Origin of the sequence: Indolivaga capnocytophagoides DSM 22835, assembly GCF_000426485.1 — a bacterium.
GTDB lineage: Bacteria > Bacteroidota > Bacteroidia > Bacteroidales > Dysgonomonadaceae > Dysgonomonas_A > Dysgonomonas_A capnocytophagoides.
In genome coordinates this window covers 549,917-572,246 of the sequence record NZ_KE384529.1, presented here as the reverse complement: position 1 = coordinate 572,246, position 22,330 = coordinate 549,917, and the positions used below count along the sequence as shown (strand labels likewise).

Below are 22,330 nucleotides of genomic sequence, written 5' to 3'. Positions count from 1 at the left end.
CAAGCAGAAGAACGTCGGGAACGAGAGCGTCAGGAGACACAGGAACGTGAACGCCGCCAAGCAGAAGAACGTCGGGAACGAGAACGTCAGGAAACACAGGTTCGAGAACGTCGTCAAGCAGAAGAAAGAAGTACTCGAGAACGCCAGAGTACTCAGAGCAGCGGAAGTTCAGATAGACAGTCAAGTGGACGTATAAGACGATAATATATTACTAACTAAAATATTAAGATCATGAAAAAATTGTTACTATCAATTATTACTGTCCTGTTTTTGGTTACATCATGTGAAGGTCCGACAGGTCCAATGGGGCCAGAAGGTCCTCAGGGCGAGCCCGGCGAAAATGGCACAAGTTGGTTTACCCGCTCATATACTATTAAAGCCTCTGATTGGAAGCTTTCAGGTAAACAAGGAGAGCTTAACTCGTTTTATTATGCTAGTATTCCCATTTCTGAACTTACTAAGTTTATATATGAAAGTGGAACTGTGCTGGCTTATATCGAAACTGAGCCCGGAGTAAAAAATAGCTTGCCTTATGTTTCACATCGTGGAGGTGTTGATAGTCAGGGTGAATTTCTTTGGACTCAAACGTATGATTTTGATTTTCAGGTAAAAGAGATCACATTTTATCTTACTTACTCCGATTTTAATACACAGATAAAGCCGGAACAGGAAATCGTTCATGTTATATTTATGTGGTAAAGAAAAGATTTATAAAAAAATCCGATTAGATATTCTTCTTGATAAATTAAAATGAATCAGCCATAAAATACTGATGTCAAAAAGTTTGTTTAATCATAAAATTTTCTACATTGCACATGCATTTATATACACTAAAAAAACTTTACTTATGAAAAGAATTTACAAACTAACACTTGTTGCACTAATTGCATTCAGTTCAACATCATTATTTGCTCAATCTCCTGTCAAATTTGGAATCGATGCAGGGGTGAACCTATCCAATTCATCATTAGATGATAGCGGAGTTGATAAAAAAGCAAAAGTAGGTTTTCAGATTGGAGTGGTTGCTGAATATGAATTTGCTCCTGATTTCTTTTTGCAATCGGGTTTATCATTCACAACAAAGGGCTCTAAATATGAAGAGAAAGTTTCGTCTCATGATGAATCTGTGACTTTCAATCAAATGTATCTTCAATTGCCTATTTACGCGGCTTATAAGTTGGAAGTAACGCCCGATATGAAGATTGTATTCAATGCAGGACCGTACATGGCTTATGGTATTGGAGGTAAAACAAAGTGGAAGAATCCTACCATTGGAGGAGATGCTGTTTATACCGGAACCTTGAAGGAAGATACTTTTGGTGATGATGGTCTTAAGAGATTTGATTTTGGCTTGGGAGGCGGAGTCGGAGCTGAGTTTAGTCAAATATTCGTAGGTCTTAAATATGAATTGGGACTTGCTGATATAAGCCGAGGACAAGCTAGTTACCGTAACAGAAGTGCTTCTCTTACTGTTGGATACAGGTTTTAATAGTTGTTTAAAGATATAACTAGCCAGCCGCAATGGGACAACCTGTTGCGGCTCTTTTTTATTATTATTTGTGCAAATTGATGCTGTTTGTTTATATATACTATCTGGATGATTGTAATTTATTTTTGGTTTTTTCAATAAATATTTATTGTTTTTCGATAAATAATTTGTGAAATACAAAAAATATTTATTCTTTTGTCATTGTATTGAATATAACAAATAGATGTGATATGAATATATTTACTGCTCTTTATGCTATTGTAATAGTTTATGTATCTGCTTTTTTATTTGAAAACTATCAGAAGATAGAAACTGCAGCATTGGCTGTTGTTTCCGAACTGGGAGCATTGCAGATTGCCAATTTATGGGCATATGTGATGTTGGGAGTTGTTTATCTCAATATTGTTTATGTATTCTGTAAAGTTATGCTGCGCCGTGGGCAAACGGCGGATAAAGCTAAACTCGAACAGGTGTAATATTTTATCCAGCTGATCGTGCAACTCCTTTGGATTGACGATGTTTAATTGTTGTATCAGATCTAACGTTATCGGAAAGATGAATAAAAAAATACGAACTTATTGTTTTATACTTGCCATCATATATGTATTTGTGGTGATGTATACTATTTTTACGCAAATAGCCAGTTTTAAAGCCGGATTCAGAGAGGGTGTGAGAGGTGTTCCCCGTGAGATACTCCATGTGAACTTAATGCCTAAAAACGGAACGTATTCTTTTCCTGATAAAGCTTCTGATATCTCCGGACGGCAGGACGTTTTGATTGAGATGAATAATGCCAAATTGATGGTCTTGAATCCCGTGGAGCTGCCTAAGAGTATAGTTATCGGGTATTATGTCGTATTATGTTCGGCGTTTATTCTTTTAGGATGTACTATCTGGCTGCCTTTTTTGTTTTTCAGAGTTATCAGAGCTGCTTCGAAAGGTAATCTTATTGACCTTAAAGTGATCAAGCGGATACGTAAGATCGGTATTATCCTGATCCTTTTTTATATAGCTGATATCCTCGCGAATACTATTGATACATTAAAAGCCGAATATCTGGTACATTTCGAAAACTATAATTTTTTCATAGACTTTTCGGGTTTCGGAACGCTTATTCTGGGTATTGTGACGTTGCTACTGGCTGAGATACTTCATATGACTCTGAAGATGAAAGAAGAACAGGATTTAACCATCTAAGGTTTTATCCCCTTTTGTTATTTTGGGAAGTGCCGGAATAGCGATAGATGTGTAGAAAGATGCTTGTTGCAAGTTTATAGTTACTTAAAAGAACAGAAATATGTCAATTGTAGTAAATCTGGATGTAATGATGGCTAAACGGAAAATTTCATTGAATGAACTTTCCGAAAAAATAGACATTACTCCGGCAAACCTTTCGATTTTGAAAACGGGAAAAGCTAAAGCAATCCGTTTTTCTACTCTGGAGGCTATCTGTAAAGAGTTGGATTGCCAACCCGGAGATATTCTGGAGTATGTTGAAGAATAGAGGAAGGCTTGTGATTAAGCAACAGAAAGTCTTTGATGTTCATTTTAAAAGGATAACGGTTCGTTACACTTATGTTTACAAAATAAATAAAAAGGTCTGAGGCCTTGAAATTTCTATAACTTATTTATACACTGCTTATGAAAAACTTTTTCAAAATGCTGTTTGCTTCTACACTAGGGGTAATAATCGGGTCTATAGTGCTTTCGTTTTTTTCGATATTGATTTTTGTCGGAATTATTGTAGCATTGAGTTCGTCTCCCGAATATGTGTTGAAAGACAAAACGGTTTTAGTACTCGATCTTGATGGCGTCCTGAATGAAAGGTCTGCTTCGAATCCTTTCGCAAAAATATTGGGAGAGTCCGAAAGTCTTGGTCTTGACGATATTCTGGAGTCTATAAATAAGGCTGCGGACAACGATGAAGTAAAAGGTATATATTTGAAAGCCGGTAATTTTGATGCAGGTATAGCAAATGCGGAACCCATCCGTCAGGCTCTTCTTGATTTTAGAAAGACCGGTAAGTTTGTGGTTGCATACGGCGATTTTTATATGCAGAACACCTATTACCTGGCTTCGGCTGCCGATAAGGTTATTTTGAACCCGAAGGGAGGTGTTGATTTTCATGGTTTAAGCTCGAATCTGATCTTCACGAAAAATATGACGGATAAGCTGGGGATAAAGATGCAGGTGTTTAAAGTCGGAACATTCAAATCGGCAGTAGAGCCTCTTATTCAGGAAAAGATGAGTGATGCCAACCGTTTGCAGCGTACTTCTTATCTCAACGATATATGGTCGCACTGGTTGAAAGGTATTTCGGACAGTCGTAAGATCTCGGTCGAAAAACTGAATCAATATGCTGATCAGTATTTGATGTTAACCGAAGCCGATTCGCTCGTTGCTTATCATATGGTAGATACTTTGCTGTATACTCCTTCGGTAAATAAGTACTTGAAGACATTGGTTGGTATTGATGAAGATGAAGATCTGCGGTTGGCATCTATCAGTGATTTTGTAACTGTAAAATCGAAAGAAAAACATAGCAAGGACAATGAGATTGCTGTATTGTATGCCGAAGGCACGATAGTAGACGATGCTCAGAACAGTCTCTTTGGAGGTAGTAATAACATAACAGCAAAAGAATATGTAGATGAATTGAATAAATTACGTGACAACGATAAAGTTAAAGCGGTTGTGTTTCGTGTAAATTCACCCGGAGGGAGTGCTTATGCTTCGGAACAGATATGGAATGCAGTAAAAGAACTAAAAGCTAAAAAACCGATTGTCGTTTCGATGGGCGATTATGCCGCTTCGGGAGGGTATTATATATCATGTGCAGCTACGTCTATCGTGGCTGAGCCGACAACTCTGACCGGATCAATTGGTATTTTCGGGATAATTCCCGACGGAGAGGAGCTTGCCAAGAAAATCGGGTTGTCTTTTGATGAGGTTAATACAAACAAGCACAGCTCGTTTGGAGGTACTCCTTATTCTATACCGTTTTTGCTGACCGCATCTTCTAGAGGTTTTAATGACGAAGAGGCTCGTATGCTTCAGAAATACATAGAGAAAGGCTATGATTTGTTTACTGAACGTTGTGCTGATGGACGTGGCAAAACTCAGGCTCAGATAGATTCGATAGGGCAGGGGCGTGTTTGGACGGGTTCGCAGGCTGTAAAACTAGGGCTGGTTGATAAAATCGGCGACCTGAATACAGCTATTGCACTGGCAGCACAGGAAGCAAAGCTGGCCGATTATGGTACCGCTAAATATCCGGTTAAAAAAGATGCATTTACCCAATTGTTAGAAGAATCGTTAGGCAGTTCTGAGGTTAAAGTTGTCAAATTCTTTATGGGAGCCGATAGTTATACCGAGAGCGCAATTAAGCGTCGTCTTCAAACATTTGATATACAAGCTGCGATGATGGGTGAGCGAGTAGTTTATTGATAAGCTGACAGGAAACTTATATTTTACTTAACAAGTTGATAAAAAGGTCGAAAGATCTATATTTACTCTTTCTTAATAGACTTTACTAAGCAGAGCCGACCTGATCAGGTCGGCTCTGTCTTTTTTTTCTTTTGTTATCGATATCCGAAGTTATTAACAAGGTTATTGACAATAAAAATACTGTTATTAACAGCCAATATTTAGGTTATTAACAACAAAAACGATTATAGGCACAGGTTCTTTGCTTATAATGGTAAACGATCCTTTATCAGTACTTTGAAAGATTGTCATTCACAATCAATTCACAACTGATTGGGGTTTTATCAACAGGGTGTAAAGAATTATTGACAAGTTTTTGACAACTTGTTAACACGTTTATCAACATTCCACTTATTAACATTGGAATGGAGCCTGTTTACCACTGTTTGAGTTATCTTATGTTTGGAATACAGGAGGTATATGTTACATCAAATATTCCAGACAAGTATATATGCTTAAATTCCAGCGAAAACAAACGGCGTTGCATTTACCAACGATGAGGCGGCATTGCCTTTGTATGTTTCGTTATTTTCCAGATTTAGTTTTTTTACCGATGCATTTTCCGAGAAATCAATGTCTTTCAGTTCCAGCCAGAATGTGTTTGGTGTAAGAACCGATTCATAAAAATAGACCAGATTTTTATGATCCGATACTGTTCTCCATCGGGTGGAAGATATATTTGGCTGATCGGGTGTGCTGATCCCGAAAGGTACAGAACAATTTCGGATAACACTGAATACACTCGCTACACCTATTCTTGTATCGGATGTTTTAGGAATGGCGTTTGTGTAAAATGAAGCTCTTACAAAACGGTCGGCAGCCCTGTTTGTTCCCGGAAGCATAACGGTTCCTCCTATTTCTTTCCAGTATTCGTTGAGGGCTAGCTGCTTATCGAATATAGGAGAGTTGGTCATTACCTGATACGATTTGTCGTGATGAATAACGAGCTTTCCTCCGATATATTCAAAAATGGCATTGTCTCCCAATGCATCAGATATCGAAAGATGGAGTGTTGCCATACGTGATCCGTCGGGCATTTTATCAGATACGATTTCGAATGTTTGCTTTTCGAGAGCCTTTACAGCTTCATCTACAGTGGCGAAGCTGTCCAAAACATATTGAACCCATGCTGCGATGGTGAGCCCCGGTGTTTTTTGATTCCATGTTGGATATTCCGACTCCGCAAGCCATAAGAGATTAGCGACCAATCCTTTTTCGTTGATGCCGTCTGTGCTTGAAATATCATATGCCGAAGTGATGACACTTCCGTATTTCGATTTCCATTTCAAAGAGTTAGGACCGACGGCTCCATCCCTGTCCATTCCTCTGGGGAATACCCATATATTACTTTTGATGTCTTCTTTCCAGTCCATTGAGCGGGCTGTGAGGATCAAATTGTCTTCTCCCTTATAAACTACGCGTGTACATGCATTGGTTGTGAAATAGCCTATCCCTAAAATAGCTAGTAGTAAAAATGTCTTTTTCATAATCATAGATGAGTATTTTTATTCTAACAAGATAGAAGAGGAAATGTTTGCTTATTGATGTGTTATTTTTCTAAATTTGCTTTTTATCTGAATGCAACTTTTAATAAATAGAGAATGAGTTTATCAGTTAAGCGGATTAATTTGGTGATTGATTGTGAAGATGCAGGAGTGATGGCTGATTTTTATAACCGGCTGTTAGGGTGGGAAAAGACGCATCCTCATGCTAATGGATGGGCGGCACTTACATCTCCTTCGGGGGCGGTACTGGCTTTTCAGGAAGTGGAAGGGTATGAGCCTCCTGTGTGGCCTTGGGAGGGAGATAGACAGGCACAGATGCTTCACTTCGATTTGTGTGTGGATGATCTGGAGGAAGCTGTGTTATATGCCGTACAATGCGGAGCGCGAATTGCAGACACTCAATATTATAAAACATCGAGAACTCTATTTGATCCGGCAGGACATCCTTTCTGTATTGATACTGATGAATAGGAATGAGTTATTTTAGAGTTTTAACTTCATCATTATATTGCATCTGTCGTAAGCAGCATGTGAGATTGACACTTCTTCAAATCCTAATTTTCGGTATAGAATGATGGAAGCTTCGAGTTGTGTATTGCCTTCAAGAAAAATTTGTTTTATGCCTTTTGATTTTGCGTATTCTATAATGGTTTCGCCAAGTTTTCGTCCTAGTCCCAAGCCTTGAGCCGAGGGTGATACCGCCATTTTTGCCAGTTCGTATGTATCTTTTTCCGGATGATGAATGAGTGAACAGCATCCTTTTACCTGACCGTCTACGAGAGCGAAGAATACTTGTCCTCCTTGGTCGATGATATATTCCTCTACATGGTTTAGTGTATATATGTCTGAATCTTCGAGACGGAAGAAGGTGGTTATCCATTCGGTATTTAACCTGATGAAATCTTCTTTATACTCAGCTTTGTATAGTTTTATTTCGATTTGTTCCATGTCGTTTGTCTTTGTTGATAGGGGAAGTATCTTGATTACAGGATCATGGCTTGAGGAAAAGCAGAAGAAAGTCCTGTCTATAACCTGAAAAACGGAGTCATTATTACAATCATGTATATGATGCAGATAAATATTCCTGCAAATGATATGTAAGAAAGTACTCGGGCAGTTTTGATATAGCCCGAACGGGCTAAAACAACTCCCGTTATCAATGCGATAAGATTGATAACGAAGATTGTTTTAAATATATTTGCGCTTATCAGTAAAATCATATTCTCTGATTAACCTTTATATCCTTGTTGAGGGTTGCGGTTCAGCAGTCGTGTTTTAGCCATCTGCTCGTATTCTGTACCCGGGCGTCCGTAATTACAATACGGATAAATACTGATGCCTCCACGGGGGGTAAATACTCCGATCACTTCAATGTATCTCGGATCCATTAGTTTTATAAGATCTTTCATTATGATATTCACACAATCTTCATGAAATGCCCCATGATTACGGAAACTGAACAGATATAACTTTAACGCTTTACTTTCTACCATCTTTATGTCCGGCAGATAGTTGATATGTATGGTAGCAAAGTCGGGTTGACCGGTAATAGGGCAGAGGCTTGTAAATTCGGGACAATTGAAAGCTACCCAGTAGTCGTTTCCGGGATGCTTATTATCGAATGCCTCCAGTACCTCAGGTGCATAATCGTCTTTGTATTCGGTTTTTCCGCCTAAATGGCTCAGTCCTTCTATGTGATTTGTACTCATTGTTTCTTTTGGTGTATTAAGTAATAGAAAGTATTTAATGATACATTCTCAAGTTATAGTAAGCTCAAATTTTTATACTTACCAAAGTAATAACTAGGTCTGTGACCTTTTTTTTCTTTTGTATGTATACGTCCTTCGGCTGGCTTAGTCAGTAAAGCATTGAGGGCCTGCCATTCCTCCTTCGTATTTCAATACTATATTTTTCTTGTAATACTTATATTGGCATCCATCGTTATACTCTTTAATCTGTGGGACTGTGAGCATTTCGGTAGGGAAAATCAAGTAAGAATATTTACCTAAACCGCTGCGGGTGAATCCTATTTCAACGGGATTCCCGTTTTCGATCGAACAGCAGTTCGCCATCTGCATCATGTTGCGGAAATTGCTGAATGTCATTGCATCCCACTTTAATATTCTAAGTAATTGATCGAGACGTTCCGAACCGTATTCCATATCGAATTCTCCGTCTATCAGTTCAGGTTTTCCGTCTTTACCCTTTTTAGATATCATGAGGTCTATTCCCAATATCGAGCGTAAGGGATCGTTGTCTAATTCGATACTCAATGATACAGTGTATCCTTTAGGAACTGCCTTTGCAAACTCATTCTGCAAATTATTGATATCCTGTATATGAGTTTCGTAATTATCGATAGCTTCTTTCCTGCTGCTCATAGGCATAGAATAGACCCTGAGCATAATGATCTTTACGGTGTCATTCGCCGATTGATATTCTTTCAAGGCATTGTCATATGCTTCGGGGGAATATTTTTGTTTCAGCTTTTCGAATACTTCAGCTTCAGTAATCGATTGGGCTTTGGCCGTTAAGATAAAAGACAATAATCCTAAAATGAGTATAAAACGGTTCTGCATATAATGTTTAGAGTAAGCAACAGATAGTACTTCAGCTATACCTTCTGTGGTGTATGTACTTGTCTCGCCAATGAAATCAGGCTTGAGACCTTAAAAAAACAGGTTGCAAGATAATATTTTTTTCTTGTATTCGGATTTTCGAGGTCTCAGACCTTTTATTTGCCTTCCCTTATTTTTAGATATTCGTCTAATCCGTGTTTGCGAAGTTTGCACGAAGGGCATTCTCCGCAGCCATCAGCGGGGATTCCGTTGTAACAGGTGAGGGTTTCGTTGCGGATTAGGTCAAATGCTCCCAGTTCGTCGGCTAGCTGCCATACTGCTGTTTTGTCTCTCCACATCAGCGGAGTGTGTATCTGGAAGTGTTCGTCCATTGCCAGATTGATGGATGCGTTGGCTGACAATATAAATGTGTCGCGGCAATCGGGATATCCACTGTAATCGGCTTCGGATACACCTGTGACAATGTGTCGGATGCCATGGCTTCGGGCTATAACTGCCGCAAATGTAAGAAACAACAGGTTACGACCCGGTACAAAAGTGTTTGGGTAAGCATCTGCCGGTTTTTCTTTATCCATGACTACATTGCTGTCGGTGAGCGAATTGCTCGATAATTGACTGATGATAGATGCATCCAGTTTTTGAAATGGAACACCTGCACGGCTTGCTATTCCTTCGGCTATTTCTACTTCTTTGGAGTGACGTTGTCCGTAAGTAAAGCACAATGTGCGAACTGATGAAAAGTGTTTAAGTGCCCAGAAAAGGCATGTGGTGGAGTCCTGACCACCTGAAAATAGGACTAAAGCTGGTTCTTTAGAGTTCATTTTATCTCTGTTTTTTACGTGGTTAATCGAAGTTACACGGAAAGGGTTCGTTTCCCTTTTCGGGGGCAAAGGTAATTATTAGAAATAGAATTAAAGAGGAATGCTGAATATTTATGTATTTTTGCTGATGGAATTATCTGCATAATTCTTGTTATTTAATATACAAATTTACTGTATAACTAACAGAAAACATGTAATGACTTGTTCTCAGGCGATAATACTTATTGTTGCTGTTATGCTTGCAAATTAATAAATAGGTCTGCGACCTTAAATGCTTTTCTTATGAGCCGTAAGTTTCAGGATAAAATAAACTCAGACAGAGAAATCATCGATCTGAGAATGCAGTCGGAAGAATTGATTAATGCAATGGAAAGAATGACCGAAGATGAATTTCGGAAGGAGTCTCAACGTATAGCCGATGCAATAGATGCACGGATAGAGTGTTTGTTCAGGGAGTCTGAATCTTTATAGATATTACATTATTCTTATTTGTTTCGTAGCTTATATGTAACAATCTTATAGTTTCTTTGTATTAGAAAATTAAAGGAAGTGTTTGGTATAAGATTGTTTATGGGTTGTTTATTTTAGGTTGTTATCCATATATGTATAAAATATGGAATTATAGTTTGCCTTGTAAAGGGTAGACTATTTTTTTGTCATTTTCGAGATGCTCTTTTTTGTGAAAAAAATATTTCGAGAAAAAACCTTAGTAAACAGGTTTATAACTTAAGCTGTGTGAAATTTCGAGACGAAAAGGCTTTGATGTGTTTGGATGTAAAAAAATATCTACTATCTTTGCATCGCAATTAAGCATTGGGCAGTTACCAGAGTGGCCAAATGGGGCTGACTGTAACTCAGCTGACTTACGTCTTCGGTGGTTCGAATCCATCACTGCCCACACATTTTAAGTTGCGGAAGTAGCTCAGTTGATAGAGCATCAGCCTTCCAAGCTGAGGGTCGCGGGTTTGAACCCCGTCTTCCGCTCTCAATCAGAAAAGCGACCACTTTACAGTGATCGCTTTTCTTTTTTGTAATGTAATAGGGATGGATGGACGTATTTGGATCATAAGTGATCGTAATATCGGATGTTCTGTAAGATATTTGAATTACAAAGGGTTATTGTCTGTTGTGTGAACTGATATAATTAAATTATGGGTAAACAAGGTATTAATAACTTAACGGAAGGTAAAATTCTGTCGGGTTTATTGCGTTTGGCCTTGCCGCTGATGGGAACAAGTTTTCTGCAGATGGCATATACGCTGATGGCGATGTCGTGGGTAGGGCGTTTGGGCTCTGATGGACATTCTGAGGTCGCGACCCGTGCCGAAGCGGCTATCGGATCTATCGGTATGCTATTATGGCTTACTGCTTCTATAGCCTATTTAGCGATGATCGGGGCGGAAGTTGCCGTCGGGCAGTCGATCGGAGCAAAGAAGATACGTTTGGCTAAAGCTTATGCTTCACACACAACAACTGTCTCTATTTCTATAGCGGTGGTATGGGTATCTTTGCTTTTGTTTTTTGCTGAGCCCATATTGTCTTTCTTTAAACTTGATCCGGAGATTACTGCCGATGCCGCACTTTATTTGCGGATATTGACAATTTGTCTTCCATTTCAGTTTTTATCGTATAATTTCTCCGGAATTTATAATGGGGCAGGACGTAGTTTTGTTCCGTTTCGGAACAATGCTTTTGGCTTGGTGCTGAATATGATTCTCGATCCTATTCTCATGTTTACGTGTGGTTTGGGTTTGCATGGTGCGGCTATTGGTACAGCCATATCCCAACTGTTTGTATTCGGGCTGTTTTATTATCAGATCAGATATGCAAATCCGATCTTGGGATATTTCAGATTTTTGATAAAACCCCGTAAACTGTTTCTGAAACGAGTTTTTTATCTGGGTACTCCTGTATCGATAATGAATTCGCTGTATGCGGTTATTAATATGAATCTGGCTCGTGCCGCTTCTATATATGGAGGTCATATAGGGTTGATGACTCAGACTACAGGTGGTCAGATAGAAGGAGTAACATGGAATACTTCGCAGGGCTTTTCGACAGCATTGAGTGCCTTTATGGCTCAGAATTATGCAGCAGGACATATCGAACGGGGACGTAAAGCCTACATTTACGCATTGAGGATAATGATCTCTTTGGGTGTCGTGGTAAGTATTATGTTTATATTGTTCGGCGGTCAGATTTTCGGGCTTATTGTGCCTCAGGAAGATGCTATGAAAGCCGGAGCTCAGTATCTGCTGGTGATGGGTATGGTTCAGATATTTATGATGTTTGAGCTTACGACTCAAGGTATGTTTAACGGTATAGGACGTACTGTAGAGCCAGCTGTAATCAGTATTGTGTTTAATGCTCTTCGGATTCCTTTGGCTTATATTTTGGCATCGCAAATGGGTATAATCGGAGTTTGGTGGGCTATCACTATTTCCTCGATGTGTAAAGGGATAATTTTACCTATATGGTTTACTGTCTTATATAGGAAAGAACTGCGTAAGCAAAAGCGATAGGTAGAAAAGAATTAAGGATAATATAAACAACCTATCAATTGATAGGTTGTTTTTTGTTGTCGTTCAAATACCTGCCATTGTATTATCAATAGCCCTTTAAAATTGCTTGGAGCAATATTTTATTAAATACAAAATTATTGAAATATAATTTAACACAAAGGTTTTTACTGAAAAAAAGAGGAATTAACCAGTAGTCCTTCTATTCTATATATGAGGATTTGTTCTTTTAAGTAGACATAAGTACTTAATGATGTATTTTGAATCAAGAACTAGTTGTTGCTGCCATGCTTACAGTGTCAACAACAGGTCTGTGACCTTAGTATTGTCCGTCGCAGATATAATATAGGATATAATCGCCCACTGTATCAGTATCGACAAATATCCATTGGACTTTCTTTTCGTTTGTTTTTGTTTTTACGATCCTTTTATCTCCGGACGTAAAATCTTCGACTTCCAGTACTTTGAATCGCTTATTAGAGCAATCGTATATTCCGTAAGTAATGTTATAGCTGAATCCTTCCCATTTTTTTATTTTCTTATCAGCATCTTTTTTGTAGATGTTTTTTATTTTATTGATATATGCCTGACGAGAACTTTCTGTCGTGTAAGCAGTTTTAACACGGGCTGATATTTGCCCTTCATTCGAGAGCACACTTGCTGAGTCGATATATATTTCCGTGTTTTCGGTTACTGCCAGATTTTTCCAGACATTTTGAGCCACTAATGAAGACGAAGCCATTATGAAAAATAGCAAAACAGATAAATATTTCATATCGATATGTTTTTAAGTTTTCGAACTTACTTAATATAATTCTTTCTTATACAGAATTCTAAACCTAAAGTTAGCATTTAATTCGATTTTATATGTCTTGAATAGTGAAATAAAATTAAGACTAAGCTAGCCGAAAACTTGGATTTATTATAATATTATATTATTTTCGCATCCGATTTCGGGATGTAGCTCAGCCCGGTTAGAGTACACGTCTGGGGGGCGTGTGGTCGCAAGTTCGAATCTTGTCATCCCGACCATTGAGCAGAAAGCACTTGCAGCAATGTAAGTGCTTTTTTTTATACCCTTTGATAAAAACTAATAAAACGATTTATGAAACTAAATGATGCTCCTAAATCAGTATTTGGAATAATAGCTGTTGTATTCGGTATAATTGTACTGGCCTTACTTGTGTTGCTTGTTTTGTGATTTTTATTCATTATTTCGTCATTAAACCGTAACTGTATCGAAAACAAAAAAGAGTATCTTTGGATATCTTAAAAATGAAATAAAGAATGAAAAGTATTGCAGTATATTGTGGATCGAGCGAAGGCTCAGACAAAAATTTTATGATTAAGGCTCATGAACTGGGTGCTGCCATAGCAAAACAACACCTCAATCTGGTATACGGAGGTGCGCGTGTTGGTCTGATGGGAGCAGTTGCCGATGGCGCTTTGTCGGTAGGTGGAACTGTTACCGGGGTATTACCTCGTTTTCTGGCTGAAAAAGAACTTCAGCATATGTCATTGACCGAAATATTTCTTGTAGATACAATGCATCAGCGCAAAGCTATGATGAGTGAACTTGCTGACGGATTTATCACTTTACCCGGAGGATTCGGTACGATGGAAGAGTTGTTCGAAATGCTGACATGGGCGCAATTGGCGCTTCATAAGAAACCGTTGGGGTTATTGAATGTTGATGGCTATTATGATTCGCTTGTTCAATTTGTCGGAGACATGAGTAAGAATGGATTTCTGAAAAAAGAACATGCCGATTTGCTTATCGTTAGTGATGATATTGAAGACTTGCTTCGCCGTATGAAAGAATTTGTTCCGTTGAAAGACGAAAAGTGGGTGGTAAATACAAGTCGTTAAAACTGTATATAAGTCACAGTAGGTGTTTAATGTCTTGTTTTAAGGTAATAACTACCTATTGTAGTTGTATTTGGATGGTCAATAAATAGATCTGTGACCTTAATTATTTTTTCAGAATGTATTGGTATGCCGTTTTGGTGTGCCTTTTTTTATATAAAAAACGACAACCCATCAGGGTTGTCGTTTTTCTGTTTTATCAATATTCGATTGCCTGATCATAGGATGCTTCTTCCACATCTCCATCCATGTGTTTCGAAAGCCATGATGGATAACCGTTATCGGTATATTTATAAGCAAAATTAGTTGTAATATTCATATTCTCACTTGAGTGCTTAAATGATAGCTTAGTAAGGTTATTGGTATAGTTCAAAAACATAAAGTTGAGATTATATGAGTCTTCCCTAAAGATATAAAACCAGCCTGGCAATCCTGTTTTGCTCATTATTCCCGGTTTGGAGTCGTACGAATAGTTGTATGTCGTCATCAACTGGTTGGTTTTGGCATCATAGATCCTTTTTTCAATAAGATTCTTCCCTGAATCATCATACGTATATAAAATATATGTGGGAGCTGCCATAATCAGATCTTTACCCTCGGGGCCGGGTTCTTTTAAGCTTTTGTCGGAGATTTTTGCAGGTAGACCATTGTCCCCTAATTCTATCTCTTGAGTATAGGCATAGAAGCTCGGTTCTCCACTGCTTTTTGCGGTGATGATGTTGCCTTCTCGAGAAAAGGTTGTAATGCTATTTCCATCTGCTACATTTTTGTCTGTAGGAGAGTAGGTTACTTCTATTAATTCATTGCCGTTGTATTTGAAATTAGAAGTAGAGCCTTTATCTTCTTTTATCTTGATAAGCTTATCGGATTGATAATAGAAGTAAATTGATCCATTCGTTGAAGATGTTATTTTGCTGGGGCGTCCTTCTAGTTTTGTTTTTTCCCAATTGTCGTTGTCATCATCACTGCAACCTGCAAATATAGATGCAGAGATTAATAGAGCCGTGATTGTCAGTAAATTGAGGTAGCTGTATCCTTGGGAATAGTGTTCCGTGTGATGTTTTCTCATTTTCGTAAGGTTTTAATAAATTAGTTAGTGTGTGTATAAAAACATAGAATCTGAAAAGTACAAAAAAAATTGTAAACTATCTTTATGAATCAGATAATTTACAATTTTGTATGCGGCTAGAGTCTAGCGTATGTCTATCTTTTATTGAGAATTGCGTCTGCTGAAGTCTACCATTTTTAATGCTGCAATCGCACATTCATCTCCTTTATTTCCATGTTTTCCTCCTGCACGATCCAATGCCTGCTGCATATCATCGGTAGTAAGCAAGCCGAAGATAAAAGGAATTGAGTGCATAACATTCAGACGTGCTATTTCCTGAGTTACACCACCGCAAACGTAATCGAAATGGGGAGTATCACCTCTTACCACACTGCCTAGTACAATAATAGCATCCAATTCGTGTACATCGGCAAAAGTCTGCGCTCCGTATATAAGTTCAAAACTTCCCGGGACATAGTCAACCAAAATATTTTCGGGCTTAACTCCATTTTTCAAGAGAGTATTGCAAGCTCCGTCACGAAGTGCATAAGTTATATTGTCATTCCATTCGGCTACAATAATGCCGATTTTCATATCTTCGCCCGAAGGAACAGTTGCCGGGTCGTATGATGATAAATTATGATATGCTGTTGCCATAATTATATATTTGTTTTTTAATGATTATTCTGACTGTAAAGATAGAGAGATTTATTCAAAAAAATAAAGTTTTGCCATTGCTGACAAAACTTTAGGATTTGTATTTTTTGAAAGACTTGATATCTTAGTTGCCACCCTTCAGGATATTAGCTTCTGCAATGTATTTATCGGCTTCTGCTGCTTCGGGTGATGCCATATAGTTATTTTTTATTTTAGTAAATAAGTCTATAACCTTGTCATATTTTTTAAGATCGCGGTAGACGATAGCTGCTTTTTTGTAGAAAATAGGACTCAGTAAAGCATCGTCCGCATCTTTAGCTGCACTTTCGAAATACGAAATTGCATCTTCTGCTTTACCTGTATTTACAAGGCAATCGCCGATAGCTCCTTTTACAGCAGGTGTAACCATATCATCACCGCCGCTGAAATCTTTAAGATAGCTCAAAGCCTGTTCGTATTGACCTAAACGAGCATATGACAGTCCTGCATAAGCTTTCGCCAAATCTCCTGTTTTGGTAGAACCGTATTCGCTGATGATTCCGATGAATCCGATATATCCGTTGCCGTCGCCGTTAAGAGCAAGTGAATCCATTCCTGATTGGAAATATTGTTCACCTTTAAATAATGCTACTTGCGCATCTTGTGTTTTAGGCTCAACGATGAAAACTTTGTAAGCCCAGTATCCGCCAATAATGACTATTAATGCGGCTACAGCTATTATAAGTTGCTTTTGGTATTTAAAAAGGAAGTTACCCGACGATATTACAGCTTCGTCAATTTTGTTCCAGTCTTTCTCTTCATTCAACTCGCGTTCTTTTCTGCTCGACATTTTCTATAGTATATTTTTAATTTAGTATCAGTGTCAATTTCATCGAAAATAAAGGGCAGACGCCCTCATCCTAAAATTGCTGTCGCAAAAATAAACCTTTTCCTTGATATTCAAACAAAAATCTCCCTGCTTTTTTTATTTTGAGTATTCTTACCTGACACAAGAGGCGGTAATTGTTATATATTCAGGCTTTTATTTACCTTTTATGATACCAAGGGATTCCCTTGTTTTTCAAGCTTTTGTTTTTTTACTCAGCGAATACTTATTGCATTGTATATATTTGTGTATAATTTAGTATCGGTTTAATATTTGCTCTGTTCAAATTAAACCGTTGCTCAACCATAATATAAATCTGTGACCATGATTCGAATTATATTTACCATATTATTTATATGTACTGTAAGTATACACTTGTATTCTAAGAATGAGGCTGATTCGGTTTTTTCTATTTTAAATAGGGAACTCAATAATAAGGCAGTATATATAGATAAGAAAGAGCAGAAGATAAACGGACTTAAAGAACTGCTGGATACACCGAATCTGCTCAAGGCTCAGGAATACGATATCAATATGAAGTTATCGGCAGAATATAAGAAATATAAGATAGATTCTGCGATTTTTTATGTGGAAAAGAATCAGGAGATAGCAGCTATTCTGCACGATAAGGATATGATAGACGAGACCAATCTGAAACTTTCGTTGTTATATTCGGCTTCCGGAATTTATTTGGAGTCTAAGCAGATACTGAATACCATAAACAGACAGGCTTTAAGCGAAAAATTACTTCCTCTTTATTTTGAAGCTTACAGCCAGTTTTACGGGCATTATGCCCAGAGTAACAGCCGGCATACTTATTTTCAGAAGAATGAGGCTTATCGTGATTCTTTATTGACCATACTTGATCCGCATTCATTTCAGTATCGTATAGCATATGCTGAAAAGATTTTATATCAGGGGCAGTTAGAGATTGCGACCAACAGGCTCACGCTTTTACTAAAAGATGTATCGCCCGACGACCCTAATTATGCGATGGTTACTTATTTGTTGGGGACTGCTTATAAAAACAAGCATAATCTGGAGTTACAGAAACAGTATTATGCTATGTCCGCAATTTGTGATATACGGAATGCTATTAAGGATAATGCTTCGTTGCAAAGTCTGGCTTCTACTTATTATGAAGAAGGAAATATCGATCAGGCATATAAACTTACAAAATCGGCAATAGAAGATGCTGTTTTTTGTAATGTAAGATTCAGAACTATCGAAATATCCGAGTTCTTTACGATTATAAATACAGCTTATTTGGCAAAGGAATACAAGCAAAAGAGCGAACTGAAAAGATTTTTGATTTTTACCAGTATTTTGGTTTTATGTTTGGTCGTTGCTGTTATATATGTATATAAGCAAATGAAGCGGGTTTCGAGAATAAGAAAGGAACTGTATCGAGCCAACGTCAAGCTTATAGATATGAATGAAGACATGACAAATACCAATAGTCAGCTGAATGATGTGAATTTGCAGTTGTCGGAGGCCAATCATATCAAAGAAGAATATATAGCACATTTCTTTGATTTATGCTCTACCTATGTCGGAAAGCTAGAAGATTACCGGAAATCATTGAATAAAAAGGCTGCGAATAACCAGCTCGATGAGCTTTTCAAAATGCTTAAATCTACCACCATTGTAGATAATGAATTGGAGGAACTGTACAAACAGTTCGATAATATCTTCTTAAACCTTTATCCCGGGTTTGTTGAGGGCTTCAACTCTTTACTGATAAAAGAAGAACAAGTGCAGCTTAAACCGGGAGAACTGCTGAATACCGAATTGCGTATTTTTGCGCTTATACGTCTTGGTATTACCGATAGTGTGAAGATTGCCGGATTTCTCAGATACTCTTTGAGTACAATATATAACTACCGCACCAAGGCAAGGAATAAAGCCGCTGTATCGAGAGACGAATTTGAGAATCAGGTTATGAAAATAGGGATTATTCAAAAAATTAGATAAGCCTGTCTTTTTTTTAACTTTTTTTTATTGCTTTGGTTAGTAAAACAGCCAGAGCTTATCTGTGCTAAATGTATATCATTAAATGCTCTCATTTTATTTAAAGTTATTTAAATTCACTACTTTTTAGTTCTGTTTTTTTACATGTAAATATCTTATTGTTAATTGTTTAATTGTTTGTGTTTACTACTTTTTTTATTTAAGAAGAAGGAGGAGTGGTTTGTGCGGGTAATTTTGAGATATTAAGCAACGTATGCTTACCTTAAGATCTCAGACCTTTTTATTGCTTTTATAAGCATAGGTGCAACAGGAGGTCAAAATGAAATAATATATCATTAAATAGGATTTTCTACTTAGTCTATTTTAAACTCAAAAAACCAGAAAGAACATGAAATGATGAACCAGAATTAACCTTACAAGAAAAGAGGTACGGATAAGGGGATAATCTCATCCTTGATTTATGACAATCATAAAAAGGCATGAGTCCTTAAGAATAACTTACATTAAAACTAAATCATTAAAATCTAAAGAAACCATGAAGTGTAGAAGTAAACAATTCTTGTACAAGATTTGTCTCGTTGTTGCTTTGCTGCTTCCTCAGATTGTTTTTGCCCAAGGCAATATCAAAGTTGAAGGAACGGTAACTGATGCATCGTCAGGTGAAACCCTTATCGGGGTATCGGTTAGCCTGAAAGGTGGGGCTAATGCGACAATGACAGACATCGACGGAAAGTATTCACTCAATAATCTGCCGCAAAATTCTATCATTGTATTTACATATATGGGATATGAGCCTGTGGAAATACAGGCAAAACAAGGCACATTGAATATGTCTCTTAAAGAATCCTCAAAACAACTGAATGAGGTGGTTGTAATCGGGTACGGTACGCAACGTAAGGCCGACCTTACGACTTCGGTAGCAAGCGTATCTGCTGATGATTGGGCAGACCGTCCTATTATTTCGGCACAACAGGCTCTTCAGGGCAAAGCTGCCGGTGTACAGGTGGTGCAACCATCGGGCAAACCCGGAGTCGGTCTTCAGGTACGTGTGCGTGGAGCTACTTCTCTGAATGCCGGTAATGATCCGATCTATGTGGTAGACGGAATCATTACAAATGATATTACTAATGTTTCGCCAAACGATATCGAAAGTATGCAGATTCTGAAGGATGCGTCTTCAGCTGCAATATACGGTAGCCGTGCGGCAAATGGGGTAGTGCTTATTACTACCAAAAAAGGAGCAAAAGGACGTACTCAGATAGATTTATCTATGTACGCAGGCTTTTCGAATGTTGCAAAGCAAATTAAGACACTAAATACTGCGCAGTATTACGATTTGATGGATGAAGTTGGTTTCAGTATGGATCGTACCAACCAAAACTATATCAATTGGGCGAAAGAAATGTATGGAACTGGTGTGCAGCAGAATTATCAGGTTTCTCTTTCTGGTAGTACCGATAAAGTAAATTATTATGTTTCCGGTGGTTATCAGAAAGAAGATGGTATTATCAAACCTGCTACTTACGATAGGTATTCTTTCCGTACAAATTTGAGCAGCGATATCAAACCTTGGTTCAAAGTTACGTCTAATCTTAGCTTTGCACGGAATGCCCGTCGGGATGTGACCGACAATGCGAATGCCGGTCGCGGTGGTGTGATTATGTCTATCTTGAATACTCCTCCTAATATCCCGATCTGGGATCCAGATAATGAGGGGCAGTACAAAGCCGACCCAAACCAGTCGTCGCGCGAAAACCCTTATGGACAAACCGATACTTATGATATGAATAGGGAATACCGTTTTATGGGTAATCTCGAACTGGACTTTACAATTCTTGAAGGTTTACACTTCAAACCTCGTTTTTCGGTTGATTACACAGATCATTCGTGGGACAAATTTATTGATCCGGTTAAAACTCAATACGGTCGTCAGGCCAATGGTCGAGGTGAACATGCAGATGATAATTACCTGACATGGCAAAGTGAAAATATCTTATCATACAATAAGAAATTCGAAGGAAAGCATAATTTCAGTGCATTAGCCGGTATTACTATGCAAAGATACAGGCACGAAAATGCATATATGTCTCTCGAAGATTTTGTAAAAGGTACAACATACAAGACCATGACTTTAAACATGGCTAATAAAATTAATAATGCGAAAACCGAAAAGAATGGAAACTCGCTGATGTCATATCTGACCAGAGTACAATATGATTACGAGAGCCGTTATCTGTTTACTGCTAATTTCCGTGCCGATGGCTCTTCTAAGTTATATCATAAGTGGGCATATTTCCCTTCATTGTCTGCCGGATGGCGTTTCTCTAGTGAAAAGTTCTTTGAGCCTCTTACAAAAGTAGTGGATGATGCCAAACTTAGAATCGGCTGGGGACGTAATGGTAATCAGGGAGGAATCGGGGATTATGATTCTTACGATAAATACACCATTACCAGAAGGGAAGAAACCGGTCAAGGGCCTGCTGTAAAACCGGGACGACTGGGAAACCGCGATCTGAAATGGGAGATTACGACACAATACAATGCCGGATTGGATTTCACTCTCTTTAATTCGAGATTGACAGGAGAATTTGATTTGTATTATAAGAAAACGACCGACCTATTATTGTATATCACCTTGCCTGCAACAGTAGGTGTAGATCTGCCAATGAGAAATGGCGGAGAGATGGTGAACAAAGGTTTGGAATTCAATCTTAACGGACAAATACTGACCGGAGCATTCAAATGGGATGCCAGTGTGAATATGTCATTTAACCGTAATAAATTGACAAAACTAGGTCTTACCAAACAATTTACTGCAGCTAATATAGAGACCAATGGAGATGATGTTATTATGATCAGAGAAGGTCTGCCTTTAGGATCCTTTTATGGATATATAGCTCAAGGTGTTGATCCCGAAACCGGTGATATCGTTTATAAGGATTTGAATAACAATGGAGTGAATGGAGTAGATGCAAATAAAGTGGCTGATCCCGGTGACCGAACAATAATCGGTAATGCTCAACCTGATTTTACTTTCGGTATTACTCAGAATTTTTCATTCAAAAACTTCACACTGAGTGCATTCTTTAACGGATCATACGGTAACGATATCTTCAATGCTTCCCGAATAGAGTTGGAGTCGATGAGCGATTCGAAAAACCAATCGACAGCCGTATTGAACAGATGGCAGCGTCCCGGAATGATTACAGATGTACCTCGGGCTGTTGTGGGATCTTTCAATGTATTGAATTCGACACGTTTTGTTGAGGATGGTTCTTTTATCCGTTTAAAATCGTTGACATTGTCTTATGCTTTCGATCAAAAAGTACTTAATACTCTAAGATTATCGAAACTGAATATATACGGAACTGTAAATAACCTGTTTACTCTAACAAAATACAGAGGGTATGATCCCGAACTAAGCTGGACAGGAAGTAATGCGGCTCAATTAGGTATCGATTACGGTACATACCCACAGTCCCGTTCATTTATTTTCGGGCTTAATCTGACTTTTTAAGGTTTAT

The 22,330-nt window shown here is 38.0% G+C and carries 23 protein-coding genes and 3 tRNA genes; 16 read left to right on the top strand and 10 right to left on the bottom strand.

The genetic code is table 11. The annotated features are described in order from the left end of the window. The 7 genes from K322_RS20995 to sppA form a co-directional block, all read left to right on the top strand. A partial coding sequence (locus K322_RS20995; protein WP_185095091.1) for a hypothetical protein occupies positions 1–204 on the top strand: 204 nt, incomplete at its 5' end. A gap of 27 nt (positions 205–231) precedes the next feature. After that, a complete protein-coding gene (locus K322_RS0115675; RefSeq protein ID WP_026627723.1) occupies positions 232–699 on the top strand; it encodes a collagen-like triple helix repeat-containing protein in 468 nt (155 codons plus the stop codon). Positions 700–847: 148 nt separating this feature from the next. Continuing rightward, positions 848–1,489 carry a porin family protein gene (locus K322_RS0115670; RefSeq protein WP_026627722.1) on the top strand — a complete coding sequence of 214 codons (642 nt, stop codon included), beginning with the start codon at positions 848–850 and terminating at the stop codon, positions 1,487–1,489. 230 nt (positions 1,490–1,719) lie between these two features. Then, positions 1,720–1,965 carry a hypothetical protein gene (locus K322_RS0115665; protein ID WP_026627721.1) on the top strand — a complete coding sequence of 82 codons (246 nt, stop codon included), beginning with the start codon at positions 1,720–1,722 and terminating at the stop codon, positions 1,963–1,965. A gap of 79 nt (positions 1,966–2,044) precedes the next feature. Then, a complete protein-coding gene (locus K322_RS0115660; RefSeq protein ID WP_084158597.1) occupies positions 2,045–2,686 on the top strand; it encodes a DUF2975 domain-containing protein in 642 nt (213 codons plus the stop codon). A gap of 100 nt (positions 2,687–2,786) precedes the next feature. Continuing rightward, complete coding sequence (locus K322_RS0115655) at positions 2,787–2,993, top strand: helix-turn-helix domain-containing protein (RefSeq protein WP_026627719.1); 207 nt, start codon at positions 2,787–2,789, stop codon at positions 2,991–2,993. A gap of 137 nt (positions 2,994–3,130) precedes the next feature. Continuing rightward, the gene (sppA, locus tag K322_RS0115650; RefSeq protein ID WP_026627718.1) at positions 3,131–4,936 is read left to right on the top strand and encodes a signal peptide peptidase SppA; all 1,806 of its coding nucleotides are present in this window, start codon (positions 3,131–3,133) and stop codon (positions 4,934–4,936) included. A gap of 494 nt (positions 4,937–5,430) precedes the next feature. On the opposite strand, the gene K322_RS0115645 is transcribed toward sppA, so the two are convergent. Continuing rightward, positions 5,431–6,462: a linear amide C-N hydrolase gene (locus tag K322_RS0115645; protein WP_026627717.1), complete on the bottom strand. Its 1,032-nt coding sequence runs from the start codon at positions 6,460–6,462 to the stop codon at positions 5,431–5,433. A gap of 114 nt (positions 6,463–6,576) precedes the next feature. Here K322_RS0115645 and K322_RS0115640 point away from each other — a divergent pair, with 114 nt between their 5' ends. Next, the gene (locus tag K322_RS0115640; protein WP_026627716.1) at positions 6,577–6,951 is read left to right on the top strand and encodes a VOC family protein; all 375 of its coding nucleotides are present in this window, start codon (positions 6,577–6,579) and stop codon (positions 6,949–6,951) included. Positions 6,952–6,963: 12 nt separating this feature from the next. Here K322_RS0115640 and K322_RS0115635 read toward each other — a convergent pair whose 3' ends face one another. The 5 genes from K322_RS0115635 to queC form a co-directional block, all read right to left on the bottom strand. Then, positions 6,964–7,428 carry a GNAT family N-acetyltransferase gene (locus K322_RS0115635; protein ID WP_026627715.1) on the bottom strand — a complete coding sequence of 155 codons (465 nt, stop codon included), beginning with the start codon at positions 7,426–7,428 and terminating at the stop codon, positions 6,964–6,966. Between the two features lie 77 nt (positions 7,429–7,505). Further along, on the bottom strand, positions 7,506–7,700 hold the full coding sequence (locus K322_RS0115625; protein WP_026627714.1) for a hypothetical protein: 195 nt from the start codon (positions 7,698–7,700) through the stop codon (positions 7,506–7,508). Positions 7,701–7,709: 9 nt separating this feature from the next. Then, positions 7,710–8,189 carry a preQ(1) synthase gene (gene queF / locus K322_RS0115620; RefSeq protein ID WP_026627713.1) on the bottom strand — a complete coding sequence of 160 codons (480 nt, stop codon included), beginning with the start codon at positions 8,187–8,189 and terminating at the stop codon, positions 7,710–7,712. Between the two features lie 144 nt (positions 8,190–8,333). Next, on the bottom strand, positions 8,334–9,059 hold the full coding sequence (locus tag K322_RS0115615; protein ID WP_026627712.1) for a hypothetical protein: 726 nt from the start codon (positions 9,057–9,059) through the stop codon (positions 8,334–8,336). Positions 9,060–9,214: 155 nt separating this feature from the next. Continuing rightward, on the bottom strand, positions 9,215–9,880 hold the full coding sequence (queC, locus tag K322_RS0115610) for a 7-cyano-7-deazaguanine synthase QueC (protein ID WP_026627711.1): 666 nt from the start codon (positions 9,878–9,880) through the stop codon (positions 9,215–9,217). 282 nt (positions 9,881–10,162) lie between these two features. On the opposite strand from queC, the gene K322_RS0115605 reads away from it, so the two are divergent. From K322_RS0115605 to K322_RS0115590, 4 genes are all read left to right on the top strand, one after another. Beyond that, positions 10,163–10,351 (top strand): hypothetical protein, encoded by a 189-nt coding sequence (locus K322_RS0115605; protein ID WP_026627710.1) that lies wholly within the window; start codon positions 10,163–10,165, stop codon positions 10,349–10,351. Positions 10,352–10,695: 344 nt separating this feature from the next. Beyond that, positions 10,696–10,778: transfer RNA gene (locus K322_RS0115600), tRNA-Tyr, on the top strand. A 13-nt stretch (positions 10,779–10,791) separates the two neighbouring features. Continuing rightward, a tRNA-Gly gene (locus tag K322_RS0115595) sits at positions 10,792–10,864 on the top strand. Positions 10,865–11,031: 167 nt separating this feature from the next. Further along, positions 11,032–12,402, top strand: a complete 1,371-nt coding sequence (locus K322_RS0115590) for an MATE family efflux transporter (RefSeq protein WP_035332257.1) — start codon at positions 11,032–11,034, stop codon at positions 12,400–12,402. Positions 12,403–12,718: 316 nt separating this feature from the next. Here the strand turns inward: K322_RS0115590 and K322_RS0115585 are convergent, their stop codons facing one another. Beyond that, entirely contained in the window at positions 12,719–13,174 is a 456-nt protein-coding gene (locus K322_RS0115585; protein WP_035332255.1) for a surface-adhesin E family protein, read from the bottom strand. Positions 13,175–13,353: 179 nt separating this feature from the next. On the opposite strand from K322_RS0115585, the gene K322_RS0115580 reads away from it, so the two are divergent. Both K322_RS0115580 and K322_RS0115570 read left to right on the top strand, forming a co-directional pair. Beyond that, positions 13,354–13,431 (top strand) — tRNA-Pro (locus K322_RS0115580). A 255-nt stretch (positions 13,432–13,686) separates the two neighbouring features. Beyond that, complete coding sequence (locus K322_RS0115570; RefSeq protein WP_026627707.1) at positions 13,687–14,268, top strand: LOG family protein; 582 nt, start codon at positions 13,687–13,689, stop codon at positions 14,266–14,268. A gap of 196 nt (positions 14,269–14,464) precedes the next feature. On the opposite strand, the gene K322_RS0115565 is transcribed toward K322_RS0115570, so the two are convergent. From K322_RS0115565 to K322_RS0115555, 3 genes are all read right to left on the bottom strand, one after another. Then, a complete protein-coding gene (locus K322_RS0115565; protein WP_026627706.1) occupies positions 14,465–15,334 on the bottom strand; it encodes a hypothetical protein in 870 nt (289 codons plus the stop codon). 141 nt (positions 15,335–15,475) lie between these two features. Further along, a complete protein-coding gene (gene ribH / locus K322_RS0115560) occupies positions 15,476–15,970 on the bottom strand; it encodes a 6,7-dimethyl-8-ribityllumazine synthase (protein ID WP_026627705.1) in 495 nt (164 codons plus the stop codon). A 124-nt stretch (positions 15,971–16,094) separates the two neighbouring features. Further along, the gene (locus tag K322_RS0115555; protein WP_035332252.1) at positions 16,095–16,799 is read right to left on the bottom strand and encodes a tetratricopeptide repeat protein; all 705 of its coding nucleotides are present in this window, start codon (positions 16,797–16,799) and stop codon (positions 16,095–16,097) included. Between the two features lie 360 nt (positions 16,800–17,159). Here K322_RS0115555 and K322_RS0115550 point away from each other — a divergent pair, with 360 nt between their 5' ends. After that, the gene (locus K322_RS0115550) at positions 17,160–18,809 is read left to right on the top strand and encodes a DUF6377 domain-containing protein (protein WP_260204001.1); all 1,650 of its coding nucleotides are present in this window, start codon (positions 17,160–17,162) and stop codon (positions 18,807–18,809) included. 532 nt (positions 18,810–19,341) lie between these two features. Continuing rightward, positions 19,342–22,323 carry a SusC/RagA family TonB-linked outer membrane protein gene (locus K322_RS0115540; RefSeq protein ID WP_035332250.1) on the top strand — a complete coding sequence of 994 codons (2,982 nt, stop codon included), beginning with the start codon at positions 19,342–19,344 and terminating at the stop codon, positions 22,321–22,323. The last annotated feature ends 7 nt before the right edge of the window (positions 22,324–22,330 follow it).